This is a genomic window from Thalassovita mediterranea (assembly GCF_001458435.1).
Taxonomy (GTDB): domain Bacteria; phylum Pseudomonadota; class Alphaproteobacteria; order Rhodobacterales; family Rhodobacteraceae; genus Thalassobius; species Thalassobius mediterraneus.
On record NZ_CYSF01000008.1, the window covers coordinates 1 to 21,485 of the forward strand.

Sequence of the window (21,485 nt, forward strand, 5' to 3'; positions counted from 1 at the left end):
AAAGAAGGGTGCCTTCTGCTCGACGCCGCCGATCACGACAAGCGCTTCACCAAAATCGGCCTGTGCATGACCGGGCGGATGGCTCAGCGGCACGAACATCTCCTTGCCGGTCCGCTTCCGGTCTCGAACGTAATCCTTNACGATGGTGTAGCTGCCATCAAAACCGCACTCGTCCCGCAACCGCTCGAAAATACGCTTGGCGGTGTGACGCTGCTTGCGAGGGCGGCTCCTGTCTTCAGCAAGCCATTGGTCCATCTGGCTGGTGAACGCATCCAGCTTCGGGCGCCTGATCGGCGCTGTCCGCCGATATCCCGGCGGTTCCGAATAGGCCAACATCTTCGCAACACTGTCCCGGCTGATCCCAAAATCCCGGGCAATCTGACGCCCGCTCAATCCATCCTGGAAATGAGCGTGACGCACCTTCAAATACAAGTCCACGGTGTATATCCCCAAGCCCTCCCGAAATCCGAAAGGGCAAAAGTGGACGACTTTTACGCCGCCCGCGACAACACTATGCCGTCGCTACCGTGGCCGAGTATTGCTCCGCCGTTCACACAAGCGGCGATAGCTCGCAGAATCTGTGCATGCGAGATCGGGATGATACCCCAATCGCTGGCGAGTTGCCCTGCGGCTGCTACGAGTGCGAAACGCTCGGCTGCCCTCTGTACTTGGGGATCGTCACCATTTTCGAACAGCATTTCCTGAACGCGCTCGATATACCGACGAGCCTGAGCAATATGCGCACTACGCTCAACACAAAGCGTCTCCACAAAAGCTGGGCCCGCCAGTCCATAATGATCATCAGTGAGGCACTTTACTTTCTCAACCCACGCCCGCGATGACCCGAGGCCACAGGTGTCTTCGATCGTTTCTCCAGGCGCGTGCTCAATTGGAATATCAACCATACGAACGGCCAATCCGCCCGTCATTTGGGACCTGTGACGCCCCTGCGTGATTTGTTGTGCCGCTGTTTTCTCACCGGACGACAAAACCAACGCGTTCCAGCTATTACGTTCGGCGGCAGACCCATCTTTGCGTGCGCGGCCTTTGCCCTGTCCGTTTGCAAGCATATAAATCAATTGTGAGGCGAGTTCAGGTGCCGCGACGGTCAATTCATCCAGAGGCAGCAACAGATCGTTGTGGTCAGCGATCATGCCCTCCGCGCCATTGCTGGTGTTATTCCAGTTTCGAACAAAACCCTCCTCACCGCCACCGCCCCAAACGGATCCGGCGAGGCGCAGGAGTGTGGTTTTCCCGCGTGAGGAATTACCAAAAAAGTGAAAGCCGCCGCCTTTCATTTTCAAGTGGCGTAACATTGGGGGAGCGAATGCGCAGCACAGCGCAAACGTCGCTCGCGTATTGGGGGCCGCCAGAGCCGCAAGTTCTTGCCATTCCTCAAGCGTGCCATTTCTGTTCAGAAGGTGGTCACGCCCGCCCATATCCAAAGTAAGGCTTGGCCCATTCTCACCATCACCCGGCGAGATGATAGCATTTGGCAGCGCAAACTCATCGCCTAGCCAACCCGGCCGTGACGCGAGCGTGATCACAGGGCAATTCTGCGCGTAACTGATGTATTCCATCAATGCGCGACGCCCGGTAAACTCCTGCGGCGTAATCGCTCCAGCCTCTGCCAGAAGTTCCCGCAGCTCTTTCCCATCATTTGCAAGCAATTTCGCCGGGATTGTCAGTGTTTCCCACTGTCCGAGACAGTTGCGCAGGCCAATATGATAGCCCCAACCGCCACGAGGACCGCTCAGTCGAGTCCGCCCCAAAACGACAAGCGGCGATGAAACAAAGATCCTTACCAGTGCGCCTTTTTTGTCGGTCTTCCATGTCGTTACACCGTCAACGCTCAAATCAAAACGCTCATGAACGTCCGGAGCGATACCAAAGGCGGCCTCGATTTCCTGATATACCTGTCGCTGCGGAGTGATTTCGTCGTCGTTTTCACTCGCCAATTCGGCGATGTCATTACCTGCGTATTTTGTGCAGACAGCCGAATTTGCGACCATCGCGGCAAACTGACCCTCATGCAAACCTGCGTCGATAGCATCTGCGATATCGAAGCCGCTGTGCGGATTTCCAGCAAATGCCTCAGCAAGCTGTGCAGTGTCGAAAATCATAACCCGCGCGCCCAATCCAACCAGGTGATCTGCCAGCCAATTTCCGGCCTGATGCCCAGGTTCATCGTCGTCCGGACATATGATGACCTCACGCTGAGAGAGAGGCGTAAAGTCCGTGCGCGACATTCCGTTCGCTCCCCCTGCCCAGGTTGTGACGGCAAAGCGTGCCCATTGCTGAGAAGCATCGACACATTTTTCGCCCTCAACCAACAAAACCGGTTTTTCCGATGACTGCTCCAGAGCCGGCAGATTGTACAATGGACGTTGCGCACTGTATCCTGCCGCCGCCCAGACACGTTGACCATCGGCAAGCTGCCAGGCAGTGTATTGCATATAAGTTTTGCCACGGGACGTCTGAAAACGCGCGACGACGAAGGCGATGCTGCCATCTGCATGTGCATAATCGTAGACCGCGACAAGAGAGCTGTACGCCAGGCTGAAAGCTGGGCGCTCAAGGTCAGCAGGAATTGCTGCAAACTGCTGAGCGTCTGCGGGCAGGTCATCTTTTTTGACAACGCGGATTTCGGTGGAAAATGCCAGATCATTCACAGCGACACTCCCAATTCGTCAGCCAACACTCTAGCAGCCTCTAACTGACTGACGCCGTGTACATATGCGTACAGAGAAATAACATCGCCGCCTTTGTCCCCGGTTGCAAAATCGGCCCATTTCCCCGTGTGCTTATTCACTGAAAACGACCCAACTTTATTGTCGTTACGAGTAGGATTGAGCCACTGCAGCTCGTTGCCGATCTTTTTGGGATAGTTAGCAAACCAGCGCGTGATCAGATTTTCGACCTGACCAGCGGCACGCGCATTCACCTCATCAAAAATGTTTTTAGAAAATGCCGATTGGGGCTTGGCATTACGCCACCTGCTCTCAATATCATACGGATGCATCCGCGATTCCTTTTTTTAAGGCGAACATTCGCCGTGATTGTGGAGAGAGGAAAACCTGATCATCAGCGCGGTGCGGGCGGAGTGTGGAAGCATGTCCGCGCCGCGCATCGATGCAGTTTTCGTCTGCTCCTATATAAAAAGGAGGAAATTTCGAAGGTTTCTATATTTTAAGCTGAAAACCACCGCAATTCCTGTGGATAACTGAAAATGAGAATTCTTAATATGCTGATTTTAAACAAAAATTCAGTGCCTTTATTCTACAGCACTTTTGGGATTCCAACATCAGACACAGATTTGTTCCCGCGTTCCCTGGCCTCATTTGTAGACATTGCAGCCTAGTGCAATCGCTCCAGATGGCACTGCAAGGCCTTTGCCGCACCACAAGAGTATCTATTTATGTGTGGGAACAGGGAACATGGGAACAGTAAGGTAGCGCTATTGCTGGATCGCAGAGCAGCACGACTTTCTCAGTTACCAAAAACTGCGAAATGTATCTAACCACGAATACGCGATGGAAAATTAACGCCATGTAGATGGCCAGAAGTGGCCGAGGCCCAAGTATCTTTCTTTTGGAGAAACATTAGGTTTCTCGCGCGGTGAGCTTACCTTGCATCGCCACCTTTGTAATTTTCCAAATTTTCTCACGATGCCGGGCTGGTTACGCCATCGGGACTAGATTTGTCGATGCGGACGTTCGTTGAGGTCATCGACACAAGAGCGACGCCAAACGCATGACTGGTGACGAAAAAGAGATACTTGAAGCGTGCGAACGTCCTTAGCCGTCGGAGGCGAGTATACTGGCTCACACAGAAGCGCACTCGGTACCCAAACGCCCGAGCAGAATGGCTTCCCATCGCACTTCGGGACGCATTTCATACTCAGTAACCTCGCCAATAACGAGAAGATCAAGGATAAGGCCCTAGAGGCAAGTCAGTTTGCAGATCATGCGCTTGCGAAAAAACTGAAAAAAATGCGCAGGAGCTCTTGCGCTGAAAATCTCACGACATATCTGGTTTGTACAACGAGCGTTAGGCATAGTTCTTTCCCCATAGAAATGGGGATGTACCAAGTACAAGTTCAGACTTTGTCGATGTGACATGTCACGCTTCGCACCGAATGTGGTTGTCCACGTCAGCAAGGCTCGTCTTTGCCCACATCTGTGGGTAAATTTCCCCGCTATGCGGGGATATACCGGACTGCGAACCTGTTTCGCATACGGCTTTCCCACAAAAGTGGGAGCAGAGGCCTGGTGGAGTTTCATGTAAATGATCTCCGCTGGGCCTTTTCATTTTGTACGATCAAAGAATTCGCGTGTTCCAGATGAGAGGGAACATGGTGTGCGTCACTCTGAAATGCGTCTCTCCCTGCAAGACTTATAATAAATATTATGGTAATTAGGAATATTGATAAAACAGTGACCACTTCAATCGTGGGTCGCCGTTTTCCGCCTGCGCCCCTCAGGCTGTTGCCAATGGGGCGCGATCTTGTGCCGGGATGGCTTCTAGCGCGCGCAGGGCGAAGCGTTCGGCCAATGGTCCAAGCTCTGCCGCCTCACCCGAGGCCGCGTTGCCCGCGCGGGCGCGGTCGGCGATGCCGACGAAGATCACCGCGAACCGGAACAGCGCAAAGGCGATGTGGAACGGTTTCAGCGCTGCCGTGGGAATGGCGTGGGCAAAGTAGACCTCAATAAACTCTTCCATCGTGGGAATGCCCGCCTCTTGCCAGGGCGTGCCCAGAATGCCGCCGTATTCCTCAGGCGCGGTTAGCCATGGCATCACGCAGAACCCAAGGTCAGCCAGCGGATGACCCAGCGTCGACAGTTCCCAGTCCATCACCGCGATCACCCGCGGTTCGGTCGGGTGGAACATCATGTTGCCCAGCCGGAAATCCCCATGTGCGATCGACACCGCACCATCATCGGCGGGCATGTTTGCGGGCAGCCAGTCAATCAGCTGATCCAGTGCCGCAATGCGTGGTCCGGTAGAGGCATGGTATTGTTTCGTCCAACGCCCTATCTGACGTTCGAAATAGTTGCCCGGCTTGCCGTAATCCGACAGCCCAACGGCGTCAGGGCGCACCGCATGCAGCTTGGCCAGTGTTTCTGCCATGCTCAGATACATGGCGCGGCGATCTGCAGGCGATATGCCCGGCAGGGTGCAATCGGAAAACACCCGCCCCTGCAGCCGGTCCATCACATAAAACGGCGTGCCGAGGTAGTGGGGGTCTTCCTCCAGCCAGCGCACTGTGGGCACGGGCACATCCGTGTCCGCCAGTGCCTGCATCACGCGGTATTCGCGTTCAATCGCATGGGCACCGCGCAGGATCTCGCCCTCAGGCTTTTTGCGCAGCACCAGTTCATGCGGGCCATAGTTCACAAACAGCGTTGGGTTTGATTGGCCGCCGCTGATCGGTTCGACATAGAGTTCCGGCGCTTCGGGCAGGCGGTCTCGCAGCCAATAGCCCAACAGTCCAACATCAATTCCACACATCTTGATCCCCGTTCTGTCTTTGAGTGACCTGTCAAAACAGGTGTGTTTGTTTTGGCGACAGACTGGCAGGTCTGTGGACGTTAGGACGTGGAGGTGCCCAAAGTTCCCAGCCAGTCTGTCACCCAATGGCGGGCCGTTAGATCTCAGCCGGCTGCCATTTCCAGAAGTCGCGGCCTTCGTCCGCCAGATGGCGGTTCAGCACCATTTGATGCACCTCATCCGCGCCATCGACCAGACGCGCCTGACGGCCATAGCGGTAGATCCATTCCAGCACGGTATCGGTGGAATAGCCCCGCGCACCGTTGATCTGGATCGCCACATCCGCCGCCTTGTGCAGCAGGTTGGCGGTGTGGATCTTCGCCATCGACACTTCTTTCTTGGCGAAACTGCCCTGATCCAGCGCCCAGGCGGCCTTCATCACCAAGAGACGCCCCGTTTCAATGCCCATCGCCAGATCGCCCAGCTTGATCTGGATGCTTTCACGATCCGCCAGACGCACGCCAAATCCATAGCGGTTTTCCGCGTAATCCGTCGCAATCTCGGCGCAGCGTTTGGCCAGGCCCAGCCAGCGCATACAGTGGGTCAACCGTGCCGGACCAAGGCGCATCTGAGTGACCTTCAGTCCCAGACCTTCGCCCAGCAGCACGCGGTCGGCAGGTAATTCCATATCGTCATAGATCAGCTCACAATGGCCGCCATGCTCTTCGGGACCCATGATGCCGATGCGGCGTTCCAGCTTCCAACCGGGCTCATCCTTATGATGCAGGAACGCGGTCAACCCGCGGCGCGGATCGTCCGAAGTGCGCGCCAAGGTGATGAAATGGCTGGCATCCGCCGCGCCGGTGATGAACCACTTGCGGCCCTTCAGGATGTATTTATCCCCCACCTTGGTGGCAGTGGTCTGCATCATCCCCGGATCAGACCCGCCCCCCGGCGCCGGTTCGGTCATCGCAAAGGAAGAGCTGACCGCACCCGACACGATCGGCGCCAGCCAGCGTTCTTTCTGCGCATCGGTTGCCGCCTGTTCAAGGATCATCATATTGCCATCGTCCGGCGCGGCCGAGTTGAACACAACAGGGCCAAAGATCGACCGATTCATCTCTTCATAGCAAACCGCCATGCCGACCTTGCCCAGACCTTGCCCGCCGGTTTCAGGTTTCAGCTGCAAACACCACAGCCCCTGCGCCTTGGCCTTTTCCCGCAAGGGATGCAGCCAGTCCTTGGCGATGTTGCCGTGTTCATCCCAGCTGTCGCGGTTGGCCTCTACCGGCAGGATTTCATCCTGCACAAACTGCGCAATACGGGCGCGGTAGTCCTCGATCTGCGGTGAGATTCTAAAATCCATCGTCCTAGTCCTTTAACTCGTCCTGAGCCTTTAAAGTGAAGAGATCAGATGCCCGCCATCCACAGCGATATCTGCTCCGGTCATGAAACGTCCCAGGTCAGACGCCAGCAGCAACAGCGCGCCGTCCAGATCCTCAGGCTGTCCCAGCTGCCGCTGCGGCACGCGCTTGATCAGCGCCTCGCCTGCAGGGCTGGCGAAAAAGTCGCGGTTCAGCTCCGTCTCGATATAACCGGGACACAGGGCGTTCACCCGAATGCCATAGCGTGCCCATTCCAGCGCCAGTGCGCGGGTCAATTGCAGCACCCCACCCTTTGACGCCGCATAGGCCGAGGCATGGCCCGCCACCCGGTGGCTGAGGATTGAGGCGATGTTGACAATGCTGCCCCCCCTGCCCCGGTCCTTCATCGACTGCGCGGCGGCGCGGGCGACGTGGAACACACCTTTCAGATTGGTGTCGATGATCTGATCAATCACCGTTGCATCATGATCCAGTGCGGCGGCTGATACCGTGGTGCCCGCGTTGTTAATCACAATATCCAGATCCAGATCGGCCAGCGCCTGATCCACCTGTGCCGCATCTGCAACGTCCAGCGCAATCGCCGTGGCGGCCCCGCCCTTTGCCGCAATCTCAGCCGCCAAGGCCTGCACCCGATCCTGCCGTCGCGCGGCCACAACCACATGCGCCCCCTGCGCCGCAAACACACGGGCAAAGTGATCGCCCAACCCCGAAGAGGCCCCGGTCACCAACACGCGACGTCCGGCAAGACCCGGGTATTGCATCACGGTAATCTGCCCCTGTTCAGATCCCTGTTCCATGGCATCCCCCCTGCCGTACCAGCGCGTGTCGCGTCTGGGATATTCGTCTTATAAAAATCGAGCGTTCGCTCTATTATTTGATCCTGTATAGGGAGGGCGCCCCGCCATTGTCAATCGAGCAATTGCTCACTATCCTCGCAGATTGAATGAAAAAGCGTTGGTTCGACCCCGCATGATCACCACCCGTGACCTGCGCGAACGCCGACCAACCGATTGCGACACCGACGGAGGCCCCGTGCCCAAACCCTACTCTACCGAGGCGCTATGCCGTTCGATGCTGGATCGTGGCAGCCCGTCAATGACGGTGCGCAATCCCGAAATTGCCATTAAAAAACTGACAGTTATCATCGACGCCGCGCTGACGATTTCGAACAAGAAGGGGTTTCAGGCGATGTCCCTGCGCGATCTCTCGCGTGAGGCGGGGGTGTCGATGGGCGGGCTTTACGCCTATTTTGACAGCAAGACATCGCTACTGAACATGATCCTAGGCGAAGTCACTGCCGCCGTCGAAGACGTGCTCAGCCATCCCCCCGCAGAGGTGCTGAACGATCCGGTCGAACATATGAAATGGCTGATCGATTCTCATATCCGTCTGACCGAAAAGATGCTGCCATGGTTCGCCTTTTCCTTCATGGAGGCAAAGAATTTCCCGCGCAAGGAACGCCAGATGGCCATTGACAGCGAGGTGCTGACCGAAAGCTATTTCGCTGACGTCGCCCAGCGGGCGCAGGAACAGGGCGTGTTCCGCCCCGATGTGACGCCGCTCTTGCCGATGCTGATCAAACCGCTGTTGCAGGACTGGTACGTCAAACGCTCCAAATACCGCCGCCGCGGCGTCGACGTCGCCTCTTACAGCGCCACGGTGCAGAAATTCGTGCTGGATGCCTGTTTGGCGGAGAAGCGGTAGGTTGGCGTCAGTTGCGGATAGGGGGCGAAAGCTCTGCGCCAGGCAATTGGGTGGCTTCTGCCCCACTAGAACTGGCAGGATAGGCCACCTCGTAAGCCTTTGATCAAACTCACAGCATTTTTGGCCAGAATGCCAGTAGCTCAGTGGAGACAGTAAAGGTCGACTATACGGACAAAGCCGTCCTATGAAACTAACATCCAGACCGCCACAGCCGCCAATACCGTTCCGAATAGTATGTTAAGCCTGCGGGAGCTTTCCGGCGACCGGAAGAAACTTGCGATCTTGTCTCCAACCAGTGTCCAGACAAAGAATGCGACAAGGTTGTTAAGTGTAAAGACAGTCGTGATCAGGATGACAGAAGCAAAATTGCTTATGTCCGTTGGCCTTAGAAACTGTGTAAACATCAGCGCGATAATGACGTAGGCTTTTGGATTGAGCACAAGCAGAATTGTGCCGTCCATAAACGTTGCCGGCTTTGCTTCCTCCGCCCCTTGAAGCGTACCTGCTTTCAGCATTTTCCATGCGATCCAAAGAACATAGAGCGAGCCCGCGATTTTCAGGATCGTGAACAGCTGCGGAAATTGTTCGATGGCAGTCAGAAAGCCAAAGCCGATGATCGCCGTCACGAACCAAGTCGCGATGTGATATCCGGCGTTCGCTGGGAGCGTTGCGCGGAACCCAAACCGGGCACCGTTGGCAGCGAAAAACATGTTTCCAGGCCCAGGACTGTAAGCGAGCGGAAACAAGAAAAGGATAAGCGCGAGTGTCGTCTGATACATTCTGAAGTTCCATGATGAAGTGAATTTCAGGTTTAGACGTTCTAAGCTACTTTGAGCGACCCGTTTCATGCGCTATTTTGTCAAACCGCTGTGGTAGGTTTGGGCAAAGCTGCCATGTCTCGCACCGCAGAACCCTGTTGCGATCTTAGCACAGGATTTCGGCCCTATCCGCAACTGACCCCAGTTTCAGCCACACCTACCAGCCATCTATTTCAGGCGTAATCAACTGGCCCGATAGGCCAGCTGTGGTGTTCATCACTCAGACCCGCAGCTTACGCCTGCGTGGTCAGGTGGTCCTTGTACTGCGCGCGTAGGCTCAGCTTGGAGATTTTTCCGGTGGCGGTCATCGGCAGGGCATCGACAAACACGATGTCATCCGGCACCTGCCATTTCGCCAATCCCCCGCTGAGGAAATCGAGCAGCGCCGCTTTGTCCGGCGTGTCCCCGTCCTTGGCCACGGCGATCAGCAGCGGGCGTTCGTCCCATTTTTCGTGGTAGGCGCCAATGACCGCACATTCCGCAATCTGTGGGTGGGTGGAGGCCATGTGTTCCACGTCAATCGAACTGATCCATTCGCCGCCGGACTTGATCAGATCCTTGGCCCGATCGGTGATGGTCATCACCCCGTTGCCATCAATCCGCGCCACATCGCCAGTGGACAGCCAGCCTTCGCTGTCCAGCGCCCCGGCCGAGGCGTCGGCATCGTTGAAATAGGATGAAATCACCGCATTGCCGCGCACGAACAATTCACCGACCGATTGGCCATCATGAGGCACACGCGCGCCGTTTTCATCGACCAGCTTCATCTCAACACCGAACATGCGGCGGCCTTGGGTGCCTTTGAAATCCAGTTTCTCTTCCAGCGACATATCCGCCTCAGGGGCGAACATCTGACCGTGGCTGCCCAGCGGGCTCATCTCGGTCATGCCCCAGGCGTGGCAGACATCGACGCCAAAGCCTTCCAGCGCCTCAATGGTGCTGCGCGGGGCGGCGGATCCACCGATCACCGCATGGGACAGACCCTTGGGCGCGCGGCCCTGTTTCTGGATCTCATGCAAGAGCCCCAGCCAAACGGTCGGCACCCCCCAGGAGGAAACGGTTTCGGTGGCATCCATCAGCTTGAACAGCGACGGCCCATCCAGATCGCGCCCCGGGAACACCAGATTGGCCCCCGCCATAGGGGCCGAGAAGGGCAAGCCCCAGGCGTTCACATGAAACAGCGGCACCACCGGCAGGATCGTGGACCCCGCGTTCAGCACATTTGGAAAGCCGACAGCGGCGGAAAAACTGTGCAACACGGTAGAGCGATGTGAATATAGCGCGCCCTTCGGGTTGCCCGTGGTGCCAGAGGTGTAGCACAGCACACAGGCCAGATCCTCGTCCAGTTCGGGCCAATCGAAACTGGCCTCTTCTGCAGCGATCAGATCCTCATAGCACAGCGCATTCGGCAGGCTGGTCTGCGGCATATGGGCTGCGTCGGTCATGATCACAAAGGTCAGATCCGCAGGCAGCTTGTCGCGCAGATCCTCCACCAGCGACACAAAGGTCAGGTCTATGAACACCATCCGGTCTTCGGCGTGGTTGATGATGTAAATCAGCTGCTCTTCGGACAGGCGCGGGTTGATGGTGTGACAGACAGCCCCCATGCCGGTGATCGCATAATACAGTTCGAAATGACGATACCCGTTCCATGCCAGTGTAGCGACGCGGTCGCTGGTCTGGATCCCCAACCGGACCAACGCATTGGCAAGTTGTTTGCTGCGCGCAGCGGTTTCACGATATGTCGCGCGATGCACATCACCCTCGACACGGGCCGATGTGATGGTGCGATCCCCATAGACATCTGCCGCATAGGTCAGAATGTCATGGGTGTTCAGCTGGCGCTTCATCATATTGCCAAGCATGTCTTCTCCTCCCAAGTGGGGCGTGAACCTTAGATCCACGCCCCTTGTTCATTTATTTTAAAACAGGCTCAGCAACGCTCCCAGACAGAGGCAACGCCTTGCCCGCCACCAATACACATGGTCGCCAAACCATACTGACCGCTGATGCGCTGCATCTCATGGACCAGTTTGGTCACGATGATCGCCCCCGTTGCGCCAACCGGATGGCCCAACGAAATACCGCTGCCGTTCGGGTTCACTTTGGCCGGATCAAAACCCAACTCATTGGCAACCGCACAGGCCTGCGCAGCAAAGGCTTCATTGCTTTCGATCACGCTCAGATCGTGGACACCCAGGCTGGCGCGCTCCAGCGCCTGACGCGATGCGGGCACTGGGCCGATGCCCATGACGGACGGGTCCACACCGGCATGGCCACCGCTGACGAAACGCGCAAGCGGGGTCAGGTTGTGATCCTTCAGCCCCTGTTCCGACACCACCACCAGCGCTGCGGCGCCATCATTGATGCCCGATGCGTTGCCCGCTGTCACAGTGCCATCCTTTTTGAACACCGTGCGCAGCTTGGCGAAATCGTCCAACTGGGCGTCGTGGCGCACATGTTCATCCTCGGCAAAGGTGATGGTCTTGCGGCGCTGCGTTACCTCTACTGGAATGATCTGATCGGCAAACCGCCCCTCGCGGATCGCGGTTGAGGCGCGTTGGTGACTTTGCAGTGCATAGGCATCCTGTGTATCGCGATCCACGTCATATTCTTCGGCGACGTTTTCTGCGGTGACGCCCATAGCATAGGAATGGAACGGATCCTTCAGCCCCTCCAGCAGCATATCGACCATCTGCGGATTGCCCATCCGGGTGCCCCAGCGAATATCCTGTGTCTGGTGCGGCACGCGGCTCATCACCTCGGCACCACCGGCCAGCACAATCTCGGCCTCGCCCAGTTGCACCTGTTGCACCGCCTGAATGACCGATTGCATGCCGCTGCCGCACAAACGGTTCACCGTCACCGCTGGCACCGACACAGGCAGGCCAGCGTTCAACGCGATGACCCGCGACAGATAGGCGTCCTTGGCATCTGTGGGCATCACCTGACCAAAGATGCTGTAGCCGATGGCAGCAGGGTCCAGATCAATCGCCTCAATCGTGGCCTTGGCGATGGTGGCGCCCAATTCGGTTGGTGCAAGCCCCGACAAAGATCCCCCGAAAGAGCCGACAGCAGACCGGCGTGCGGTGGCAAGATAGACGTTTTTCATGGATATTCCCCCTCAGAACAAATCGCTAGAAACAGCGGCAGCGGCGTCATTGGCGCTGCGCAGCAGGTGTAGTTGGTGGCTGACCTTCGGCAGCTCGACCTCAAAGAAGAAGCGACAGGTCGCCAGTTTGCCATCCCGCAACCGCGCGCGGCTGTCGTCCAGATCGTGGGCGGTCAAAGCCTGTTCCAGCCACAGCCAGGCGGTGACGATATGCCCAAAGGCGCTGAGCGCCTGACCGGCGTTGTCCATCAAGCGTGCCGGATCGGCACGGCCCTGCAACTCAGTAATCGCGGCGCAGCCGTCATTGAAGTAGCCGGTCAGATCCGCCGCCATTTTGGCCAGTGCAGGCACCGCTGCCGCGCGGGCAGTGGTTTTGGCGATCTCTTCGCCCAAAATGGCCAGCGCTGCGCCCTTGTCGCCCATCACCTTGCGGCCCAGAAAGTCCATACCCTGAATGCCATAGGTGCCTTCATGGATCGGGTTCAGCCGGTTATCGCGGTAGATCTGTTCCACATCATATTCGCGGGTATAGCCATAGCCACCGTGGATCTGGATCGCGTGATCATTGGCGACCAGCCCAAATTCCGACGGCCAGCTTTTGGTGATCGGGGTTAACAGACCCAGCAGCGCTTCCGCACGCGCGCGCGTCGCCGCATCCGCGCCGGTCTTAATCTCATCCACCAAACTGGCGGAATAGAGAACCAGCGCCATCGCGCCCTCGGCAATTGCCTTTTGCGACAGCACCATGCGTTTCACATCCGCATGTTCCACAATCGCGGTCATCGGGCTGTTCGGGTCTTTCTGGCCCAAGGGCCGCCCCTGTGGCCGTTCGCGGGCATACTCCAGCGACTGGGTAAAGCCGCGATAGGCCATCGCCGCCGCGCCAAGGCCAACCATAATCCGCGCCTCGTTCATCATCTGGAACATCAGCGCCAGCCCCTGCCCCGGCTGACCAATCCGCCAGCCAATCGCGCCCTCCCCTTCGCCGAAATTCAACAGGCAATTCACCGTGCCGCGATAGCCCATTTTGTGGTTCAGCCCCGCAACCGCCACGTCGTTGCGCGTACCATCGGGCAGAATTTTCGGCACCACAAACAGCGAAATGCCTTTGATCCCCGGCTGTTGCACGCCGTTTTCATCCGGCGCCTTGGACAGCACCAGATGCACGATGTTTTCGCTGATCTGCTGATCGCCGCCGGAAATCCACATCTTGTTGCCCTTGATGCGGTAGCGGTCGCCAAAATCATCGCTGCCCTCTGGCACGGCCTTGGTACGAATATCAGCTAGCGAGGATCCCGCCTGCGGTTCGCTTAGACACATGGTGCCGAAATAGCGCCCCTCAACCTGTGGCTTGGCCCAGGTGTCGATCTGCGCCTGATTGCCAAACTCGACCAGCACCCGCGCATTGCCTGCGGTCAGCATCGGATAGGCCGCAGTAGCAAGGTTGGCCGCACAGAAATGCGCAAAAGCGGCTGAGCTGACGACCGAAGGCAGTTGCATCCCCCCCACCTCTTCGGGGAAGGAGCTGGCGAAAAAGCCCATCTCCGCATAGGTCGCCAATGCCTCGGCAATGGCAGGCAGAGTTTCAACCTTGCCGTCAACCAAACGCGGCTCATTTGCATCGGCGGATTTGTAATGCGGCGCAAAGGTATCGCGCGCCAAATCCGCCGCCAGATCCAACACCGCATCAAAGGTATCGCGGCTGTGTTCGCCAAAGGCCTCACGTTCCGTCAACGCGGATACATTCAGCCAGTCATGCAGCAGAAACGACAGGTCCTCACGGGAAATGAAATCCATCCTAACCTCCTCAAATTAAATGAGTATCAAATAACAATCGCGCCGCCATCAACGACCAGGATCTGCCCCGACATATGCCCGCCCGCATCCGACGCCAGCAGCAGCGCCGGCCCCATCAGGTCGGTCGGCCCGCCCAGTTTGCCCAGCGGGGTCTGCCCAACCAGATGCGCCTCATGCGCGTCCAAGGTGGCGGCAGTCATTTTCGACGGGAAATAGCCTGGCGCGATGGCATTGACGCGGATGTTGTGCGGCCCCCATTCCGCGGCCAGCGCGCGGGTCATGTTGATCACCCCGCCCTTGGTCGCGTTATAGCCGATGGTTGCGGTCATATCCGGGTGATGCGCCTGCAACCCCTCGACCGAGGCGACGTTAATCACACTGCCCCTGCCCGCCGGGATCATAGCACGGCGCGCCACCTCTTGGGTCAACAGGAACGGGCCGGTCAGGTTGGTGGCAACCACTTTGTTCCAGCCGTCAATCGGATGGCTCTCGGTCGGTGCGCCCCATGTGGCGCCGGCGTTGTTGACCAGAATGTCGACACCACCGAACATATCTAGCGCGCGATCCACGATGCCCGCGATGGTGTCCGGCTTGGCCAGATCGGCCACCACACCTTCGACCGGCCAGCCACGGGCGCGCAGCTCGGCCACGGTGGCCTCCAGCTCGGCCGCTTTGCGGGCAACCAGCACCAGATTGGCGCCGTATTCCCCCAGCGCCATGGCCACCTGTAACCCCAAGCCGCGCGATCCCCCGGTGACGATGGCGGTTTTGCCCGTCAGATCAAATAGCCCTGCTAAGGTGGTCATACCAGTTCCTCCTGCATGTCAGTTTGCACGGTTTTGCCCGCATTCAGATCGGCAAAGCTCAACCCCTGTTCCTGCATCCGATAGAGGATCGCCGCTGGTTTCAACGCCCAGCCTTCGCGGCCTTTTGACAGCTCTTCAAGCCGCGCCAGAACAGTTTTCAGCCCCATCAGGTCCGCCTGAAACATCGGCCCGCCACGATCGCGGCCAAAGCCGTAGCCGTTCAGATAAATCACGTCGATATCCACCGGACGGTAGGCGATGCCTTCCTCTAGAATCTTGGCCCCTTCATTGATCATCGCCAACAACGTGCGTTCCACCACCTCTTCGGCAGTTACCGTGCGGCGGATCAAGCCAAGGGCAATAGAATGCGCCTGTAACATCGGCAAAACATCAGGGTTTGTGGCCCCACCGCGCACGCCTTCGGGGTAGTTATAGTAACCACGACCGGTTTTCTGACCGTACCAACCCAATTCGCAAATCTGGTCAGGGAAGGTGGAATAGGGGCGATCTGGCTGTTCAACCTTGCGCCGCTTGCGGATCGCCCAGCCGATGTCCTGTCCGGCCAGATCCATCACCTTCAGCGCACCCATGGCCCAGCCCCACTGCTCCATCGCGCCATCAATGTCTTCGGGCGTCGCGCCCTCCTCTAGCAGCAGATAGGCCTGACGCAGGTATTCCTCAAAAATGCGGTTCCCGACAAATCCATCGCAGACCCCGACAACCACACCGACCTTGCCGATCTTGCGGGCAAATTCCGCGCTGGCCAGCAGCGTGTCGGCGGAGGTGTCATCGGCGCGGATGATTTCCAACAAACGCATGATGTTTGCCGGGCTGAAGAAGTGCAGGCCCACCACATCCTGCGGACGGTTGGTGAAGGCAGCGATCAGGTTCACATCCAGTGTTGATGTGTTCGACGCCAACAGCGCGCCGGGTTTGGCAATCGCGTCGATTTGGCGGAAAACGGATTCCTTCACGCCCAGATCTTCAAACACCGCCTCGATGATCACATCGGCATCACCCATATCGGCAAAACTGGTCGAGAGTGTCAGCAACGCCAACTGTGCATCCGCCCTATCCTGCGAAAGACGCCCCTTCTTCACCTGCCCCGCCAGCTGCCGTTCCACATTGGCACGGGCGCGTTCCAGCGCCTCATCCTTCAGATCCAATAGCAGCGTTTGCAACCCCGCCTTCATACAGGCCAGCGCAATACCCACCCCCATGGTGCCCGCGCCAATGATGGCGACACTGTCCATCGAACGGCTGGTTTTCTGCCCCTCCAGACCGGGGATTTTCACCGCAGTGCGTTCGCCCAGAAAGGCGTGGCAAATGCCCTTGGTCTGCGGATGTTCCATCAGCGCATCAAAGGCGCGATGTTCAAAGGTGAGGGATCGCTCAAACGGCCCCTGCGCCGCCTCGCGCAGGCAGTCCAACGCTTTCATCGGGCCGGGATTGCGATGCGCGGTTTTCGCCAGTTTGGTCGCCGTCGTGTCAAAGATCGCAGGGTCAAATGCGGCAATCTCTTGATCGCGGCTGCGGCGCACAGGTTTGTTTTCGTTGATGATTTTGGTTGCAAAATCCAAAACGGCAGCGCGTGCATCACCATCAAACAGCGCATCAACCAGCCCATTCTCCAACGCCTGCGCGGCACTGACAGGGCGGCCTGTGATGATCATCTCCACCGCTTTGTCCATCGCGATCAATCGCGGCAGACGCTGCGTGCCGCCGCCACCGGGCAACAGGCCCAGCGACACTTCGGGCAGGCCTAGCTTGGTCTTGGCCTCGGCAATGCGGTAATGCGCGGCCAGCGCCACCTCTAGCCCGCCACCAAAGGCAACGCCATGCATCGCCAGAACAACTGGCGTCTGACTGGCATCCAGTGCCTCAAACAGTGACCGTAGCGGCGCAGCATCGGTGGCCGGGTTGCCCCGAAATTCGGCAATGTCAGCGCCCGCGGAATAGAACCGACCCGCGGCATAGATCGCAATGGCCTTGATCGCGGGATCGGCATCAAACTCTTGCACCGCCGCCGCGATCGCCTGCGGAATGCCCTTGTCCCCCGACAGCGCATTCACCGGCGGCGCGTCCAGGCAGATCATCCCAATCGTTGCGGTCTTATCTGTAGATTTTTGCACAAACACGTTCTGTTTCCCCTGTTTTACGGCGGACTGCACTGCGCAGTTCTCTCGATGCCTAGGACAAAAGAATTTTGCAGACAATTAAAAATTTGATGAGCGTCCAATTTATTTTTCAAACCCCCTTTTAAATCGAACGTTCGCTCGTATACATTCACTTTCAGGGATCCGATTGTCCAACCGTGATATCGCTGCCTGACTCGGCAAAAGAGAATCACACGCCATAGACATCAGCGGCGTTATGTTGTTTCTGTCAGCCCCGACAGGCAAAGTAAGGTCCACATACACCGGTAAAATCCGGCCCTTTTGGCGCAAAATATGAGAGGTCGCGGTGGCGGAACAAAAACAATCCGAACGTAAAAGAGAACAAAAACGGCTGACCATTCTTCGCGCCGCCGAAACCGCTTTTACCCAGAACGGATTTGACGGCACCTCGATGCGCGAAATCGCGCGTGAGGCTGGGATCACCCTCAGCTTGGCGTCCTATTACTTTGGTTCGAAACAGGATCTGTTCGAACAGCTGATCGAACGCCGCGCGGGCGAGGTGGTCGCGCATCGCCGCGATCTGCTGGCGCAGGAACGTCACGCCGCTGGCACGGGCCCGATCCCGCTGGATCGGTTGATCTGGGCCTATATCACCCCCTTCATCGAACGCGCTCAATCCGATGACACCGGCTGGCGCAACTACACGCTGCTGATCTCTCAGATCGCCAATTCCCCCCAATGGGCCGAGGTGATCGCGCGCAACTATGACGAAACCGCGCGGATTTTTCTGGATGAACTGGCGCGAACCCTGCCCGATGCCGATCCGGCAGAACTGGTTCAGGGGCTGACGTTTGTGGTTAACGCGATGACAGGCATCACCGCGCGCAACCGCCGCAGCGACTTATTGAGCGATGGACAGGTCCGTTCTGCTGATCTGACGGCGACGGCGCAGGTGCTCAGCCGCTTTCTCTCTGGCGGCTTCAAAGAGCTGAACGCACAGTCCTAAGTAAAGTCCAAGCTTCGTGGCGATAAACGGCGCATAATTCATCACAACCCCTTGCAATCATTGCTTGGCATAGAAGCAGGGAGTGTTTTACGCTCGCAGTAGCTGTTAGAACATTATCAGCCACTGGCCGCGCTTTTGGGTGGCCAACTGTATGATGTCAGTTAACCATTTTTATAGGAATATTCGCATGACCATTCATCCTGTCATTTTATGCGGTGGCTCAGGTACCCGTTTGTGGCCCCTATCCCGGCGCTCCAACCCCAAGCAATTTGTCTCTCTGATTGGTGCGGATACCCTTTACCAAAGCACCGCAAAACGCATGTGCGGCGACCAGTTCGCGCCCCCGATGATCCTGACGCAATCGGATTTCCGATTTACCGTCACCGAACAGCTGCTAAGCATCGACATAGATCCAGGCGCGGTGCTGATCGAACCCGCCAGCCGCAACACCGGCCCCGCCATTCTGGCTGCGGCGCTGACCTTGGCGCAAACAGATCCCGACGCGCTGATGCTGGTAGTACCCTCTGACCATGTCCTGCCGGACGAAACCGCCTTTCACGCCGCCGTGGAACGCGGCGTCGCGGCAGTGGCGCAGGGCAAACTGGTCACCTTTGGTATCAAACCCACCCGCCCGGAAACCGGCTATGGGTATCTGGAATTGACCGGCGAACCTGACGCAACCGGCCACGCCGTCGATCTACGCGCCTTTGTAGAAAAACCCGACCGCGACCGTGCGCAATCCATGCTGGATGCAGGCACCTTTCTGTGGAACGCGGGCATCTTTCTATTCGCGGCCAAAGATATCATCGCCGCCTTTGAAACCCACGCCCCACAACTGACCGCACCGATCACCCGTGCCGTCGATGCGGCGCAGCCTGATCTGGGCTTCCTGCGCCTTGACCCAGACGCCTGGAAGCAGGCCGAAGACATCTCTATCGACTACGCTGTGATGGAAAAAGCCAGCAATCTTGCGGTGGTGCCATTTGACGGGCACTGGTCTGACCTTGGCGGTTGGGATGCAGTCATGGCCGCCGGTGACGCGGATGAAAACGGCGTCGTCACCAAGGGCGAGGCCACCGCCATCGATTGTCACAACAGCCTGTTGCGATCCGAAAGCGCCGCGGTCGAATTGGTCGGCATCGGCCTTGAGGACATCATGGTCGTCGCCATGCCCGATGCGGTGCTTGTCGCGGATAAAAACCGCGCACAGGATGTGAAACAGGCCGTTACCGCACTCAAGGAAAAAGGTGCCTCTCAGGCCGTGCAATTCCCGATCGACCACCGCCCATGGGGCTGGTTCGAAAGTCTGGTGATCGGCGACCGTTTTCAGGTCAAACGTATCCATGTCAGCCCTGGCGCCGCACTCAGCCTGCAAAGCCACCACCATAGATCCGAACACTGGATCGTCGTCGAAGGCACAGCCAAAGTGACCATCGACGACGAGGTACAGCTGGTTACAGAAAATCAATCCGTCTACATCCCTGTCGGGTCAGTGCATCGCATGGAAAACCCCGGTAAGGTGCCAATGGTCCTGATCGAAGTGCAAACAGGTGCCTATCTGGGCGAAGACGATATCATCCGTTACGAAGACATCTACGCGCGCGGTCAGGGAGCCAAGGGATAAGGCGCTCTCGCTTTGCGATATTGGCGCCCTCTGCTCGCTGCTCGCTGCTCGAATCACCTATGCGAATCGGCGATTTCGCGCACAGACCATCTGAAAAATGCCTTAAAATATAGAATTTATTGACGAATTTAACGTTTCCCGGCTTCTAGACCCACGTAGATCTTTTGGTTAAAAGGTGCCGTAAGTAGTCACCTGAATTTAACTCACTCGCCTGCTCGTATTTTTTTTGTAACAAAATTCGTATTAAGTGCCACGATCACAGGCATCTTTAAAAAGTTTCCACGACCTCACTGCATAGCAATGCTTTGCGAATAGCTAAGCACAGCGCAACGCGGTAAAACAGGCCAACGGCTCTGCCGCTCTGGCAGAAGGCACCCATTCAAAGGCGTCCCCGGCCTGCTGTCGGCGTATGCGCATTTAAAAACTGATTGAATAGAGCGAGAATAAAATGAAAATTGCAGTCGCGGGCCTGGGATATGTCGGCCTCTCGAACTCCGCCCTTCTTGCCCGCAAACACAGCGTCTTTGCTGTAGACGTCACACCGGAACGTGTTGAGATGGTGAACGCAGGCAAATGCCCGATTGTAGACGCAGAACTCGAAGATTTCCTGGCCACCAAAGATCTGGACCTCACCGCGACACTCGACACAGAGCTGGCGTACAAAGATGCAGAGTTCATCATCGTTGCCACCCCGACCAACTATGATCCAAAAACCAACTACTTCGACACCTCCAGTGTCGAAGCGGTGATCGCCCGTGCGCTCGAGGTGAACGACAACGGCACCATCGTGATCAAATCAACCATTCCAGTTGCCTTCGTCGAGGATGTGCGCGCCCGCTTTGATACCGACCGTGTGATCTTCAGCCCTGAATTCCTGCGCGAAGGCCGCGCCCTTTATGACAACCTTTACCCCAGCCGCATCATCGTCGGCGAACAGTCTGAACGCGCGCGTATCTTTGCCAACCTGCTGTTGGATTGTTCTGAAAAACAGGAAACCGAAATCCTGCTAACCGACGCCAAAGAGGCAGAGGCCATCAAACTTTTCGCAAACACCTACCTGGCCATGCGCGTTGCATTCTTCAACGAACTGGACAGCTACGCCATCGCCGGCGGCATGGATGCCCGCCAGATCATCGAAGGTGTCGGCCTCGACCCGCGGATTGGCTCGCATTACAACAACCCCAGCTTTGGCTACGGCGGCTACTGCCTGCCCAAAGACACCAAACAGCTTTTGGCCAACTACAACCATGTGCCGCAGAACCTGATCCGCGCCATCGTCGATGCCAACCGCACCCGCAAGGATTTTCTGTCCGACCAAATCCTGATGCGCGGCCCCAAAGTGGTCGGCATCTACCGTCTGGTGATGAAAGCAGGCTCTGACAATTTCCGTCAATCTGTGAACGGCGGAGCAATACTCGGCCACGGTAGCGACGGCATAGTGTTGTCGCGGGCGGCGTAAAAGTCGTCCACTTTTGCCCTTTCGGATTTCGGGAGGGCTTGGGGATATACACCGTGGACTTGTATTTGAAGGTGCGTCACGCTCATTTCCAGGATGGATTGAGCGGGCGTCAGATTGCCCGGGATTTTGGGATCAGCCGGGACAGTGTTGCGAAGATGTTGGCCTAT

Annotated in this window: 16 protein-coding genes; 4 read left to right on the forward strand and 12 right to left on the reverse strand. The window is 57.4% G+C overall.

Features of this window, described 5'->3' with window-relative positions:
* From TM5383_RS09830 to TM5383_RS09860, 6 genes are all read right to left on the reverse strand, one after another.
* Window positions 1-438, reverse strand: a 438-nt coding sequence (locus tag TM5383_RS09830; protein WP_503169797.1) for an IS21 family transposase, incomplete at its 3' end; no start/stop codon positions are given.
* Window positions 439-491: 53 nt separating this feature from the next.
* Window positions 492-2,672 (reverse strand): DUF927 domain-containing protein, encoded by a 2,181-nt coding sequence (locus tag TM5383_RS09835; protein ID WP_058318878.1) that lies wholly within the window; start codon window positions 2,670-2,672, stop codon window positions 492-494.
* Window positions 2,669-3,022, reverse strand: coding sequence for a hypothetical protein (locus TM5383_RS09840; protein WP_197407392.1), 354 nt, complete (start codon window positions 3,020-3,022; stop codon window positions 2,669-2,671). Before TM5383_RS09840 ends, TM5383_RS09835 begins: the two co-directional genes overlap by 4 nt.
* Before the next feature lie 1,457 nt (window positions 3,023-4,479).
* Window positions 4,480-5,511, reverse strand: a complete 1,032-nt coding sequence (locus tag TM5383_RS09850) for a phosphotransferase family protein (RefSeq protein WP_058318880.1) — start codon at window positions 5,509-5,511, stop codon at window positions 4,480-4,482.
* A 136-nt stretch (window positions 5,512-5,647) separates the two neighbouring features.
* Window positions 5,648-6,856 (reverse strand): acyl-CoA dehydrogenase family protein, encoded by a 1,209-nt coding sequence (locus TM5383_RS09855; RefSeq protein WP_058318881.1) that lies wholly within the window; start codon window positions 6,854-6,856, stop codon window positions 5,648-5,650.
* A gap of 30 nt (window positions 6,857-6,886) precedes the next feature.
* The gene (locus tag TM5383_RS09860) at window positions 6,887-7,672 is read right to left on the reverse strand and encodes an SDR family NAD(P)-dependent oxidoreductase (protein ID WP_231725118.1); all 786 of its coding nucleotides are present in this window, start codon (window positions 7,670-7,672) and stop codon (window positions 6,887-6,889) included.
* A gap of 172 nt (window positions 7,673-7,844) precedes the next feature.
* Between TM5383_RS09860 and TM5383_RS09865 the strand changes: the two genes are divergently transcribed.
* A complete protein-coding gene (locus TM5383_RS09865) occupies window positions 7,845-8,579 on the forward strand; it encodes a TetR/AcrR family transcriptional regulator (RefSeq protein WP_231725119.1) in 735 nt (244 codons plus the stop codon).
* Window positions 8,580-8,761: 182 nt separating this feature from the next.
* On the opposite strand, the gene TM5383_RS09870 is transcribed toward TM5383_RS09865, so the two are convergent.
* The 6 genes from TM5383_RS09870 to TM5383_RS09895 form a co-directional block, all read right to left on the reverse strand.
* Window positions 8,762-9,427, reverse strand: coding sequence for a LysE family translocator (locus TM5383_RS09870; protein WP_306345454.1), 666 nt, complete (start codon window positions 9,425-9,427; stop codon window positions 8,762-8,764).
* Between the two features lie 203 nt (window positions 9,428-9,630).
* Window positions 9,631-11,262, reverse strand: coding sequence for a long-chain fatty acid--CoA ligase (locus tag TM5383_RS09875; protein WP_058318883.1), 1,632 nt, complete (start codon window positions 11,260-11,262; stop codon window positions 9,631-9,633).
* Window positions 11,263-11,330: 68 nt separating this feature from the next.
* Window positions 11,331-12,509, reverse strand: coding sequence for a beta-ketothiolase BktB (gene bktB, locus TM5383_RS09880; RefSeq protein ID WP_058318884.1), 1,179 nt, complete (start codon window positions 12,507-12,509; stop codon window positions 11,331-11,333).
* Window positions 12,510-12,521: 12 nt separating this feature from the next.
* Window positions 12,522-14,306 (reverse strand): acyl-CoA dehydrogenase family protein, encoded by a 1,785-nt coding sequence (locus TM5383_RS09885; protein WP_058318885.1) that lies wholly within the window; start codon window positions 14,304-14,306, stop codon window positions 12,522-12,524.
* 26 nt (window positions 14,307-14,332) lie between these two features.
* Window positions 14,333-15,112 carry an SDR family oxidoreductase gene (locus TM5383_RS09890; RefSeq protein WP_058318886.1) on the reverse strand — a complete coding sequence of 260 codons (780 nt, stop codon included), beginning with the start codon at window positions 15,110-15,112 and terminating at the stop codon, window positions 14,333-14,335.
* A complete protein-coding gene (locus TM5383_RS09895) occupies window positions 15,109-17,283 on the reverse strand; it encodes a 3-hydroxyacyl-CoA dehydrogenase NAD-binding domain-containing protein (protein ID WP_058318887.1) in 2,175 nt (724 codons plus the stop codon). The genes TM5383_RS09890 and TM5383_RS09895 overlap by 4 nt, the downstream gene beginning before the upstream one ends.
* Before the next feature lie 292 nt (window positions 17,284-17,575).
* Here TM5383_RS09895 and TM5383_RS09900 point away from each other — a divergent pair, with 292 nt between their 5' ends.
* From TM5383_RS09900 to TM5383_RS09910, 3 genes are all read left to right on the forward strand, one after another.
* A complete protein-coding gene (locus tag TM5383_RS09900) occupies window positions 17,576-18,235 on the forward strand; it encodes a TetR/AcrR family transcriptional regulator (RefSeq protein ID WP_058318888.1) in 660 nt (219 codons plus the stop codon).
* Between the two features lie 187 nt (window positions 18,236-18,422).
* Window positions 18,423-19,859, forward strand: coding sequence for a mannose-1-phosphate guanylyltransferase/mannose-6-phosphate isomerase (locus TM5383_RS09905; RefSeq protein ID WP_058318889.1), 1,437 nt, complete (start codon window positions 18,423-18,425; stop codon window positions 19,857-19,859).
* 448 nt (window positions 19,860-20,307) lie between these two features.
* Entirely contained in the window at window positions 20,308-21,318 is a 1,011-nt protein-coding gene (locus tag TM5383_RS09910; protein WP_082645451.1) for a nucleotide sugar dehydrogenase, read from the forward strand.
* Window positions 21,319-21,485: the final 167 nt, after the last annotated feature.

What these genes read in the sequence shown, in the direction of transcription:
- TM5383_RS09875 (WP_058318883.1), bottom strand. Translation starts at nt 11,262, where the DNA reads ATGCTTGGCAATATGATGAAGCGCCAGCTGAACACCCATGACATTCTG.
- TM5383_RS09840 (WP_197407392.1), bottom strand. Translation starts at nt 3,022, where the DNA reads ATGCATCCGTATGATATTGAGAGCAGGTGGCGTAATGCCAAGCCCCAA.
- TM5383_RS09850 (WP_058318880.1), bottom strand. Translation starts at nt 5,511, where the DNA reads ATGTGTGGAATTGATGTTGGACTGTTGGGCTATTGGCTGCGAGACCGC.
- TM5383_RS09885 (WP_058318885.1), bottom strand. Translation starts at nt 14,306, where the DNA reads ATGGATTTCATTTCCCGTGAGGACCTGTCGTTTCTGCTGCATGACTGG.
- TM5383_RS09890 (WP_058318886.1), bottom strand. Translation starts at nt 15,112, where the DNA reads ATGACCACCTTAGCAGGGCTATTTGATCTGACGGGCAAAACCGCCATC.
- TM5383_RS09855 (WP_058318881.1), bottom strand. Translation starts at nt 6,856, where the DNA reads ATGGATTTTAGAATCTCACCGCAGATCGAGGACTACCGCGCCCGTATT.
- TM5383_RS09910 (WP_082645451.1), top strand. Translation starts at nt 20,308, where the DNA reads ATGAAAATTGCAGTCGCGGGCCTGGGATATGTCGGCCTCTCGAACTCC.
- TM5383_RS09905 (WP_058318889.1), top strand. Translation starts at nt 18,423, where the DNA reads ATGACCATTCATCCTGTCATTTTATGCGGTGGCTCAGGTACCCGTTTG.
- TM5383_RS09860 (WP_231725118.1), bottom strand. Translation starts at nt 7,672, where the DNA reads ATGGAACAGGGATCTGAACAGGGGCAGATTACCGTGATGCAATACCCG.
- TM5383_RS09865 (WP_231725119.1), top strand. Translation starts at nt 7,845, where the DNA reads ATGATCACCACCCGTGACCTGCGCGAACGCCGACCAACCGATTGCGAC.
- TM5383_RS09870 (WP_306345454.1), bottom strand. Translation starts at nt 9,427, where the DNA reads ATGAAACGGGTCGCTCAAAGTAGCTTAGAACGTCTAAACCTGAAATTC.
- bktB (WP_058318884.1), bottom strand. Translation starts at nt 12,509, where the DNA reads ATGAAAAACGTCTATCTTGCCACCGCACGCCGGTCTGCTGTCGGCTCT.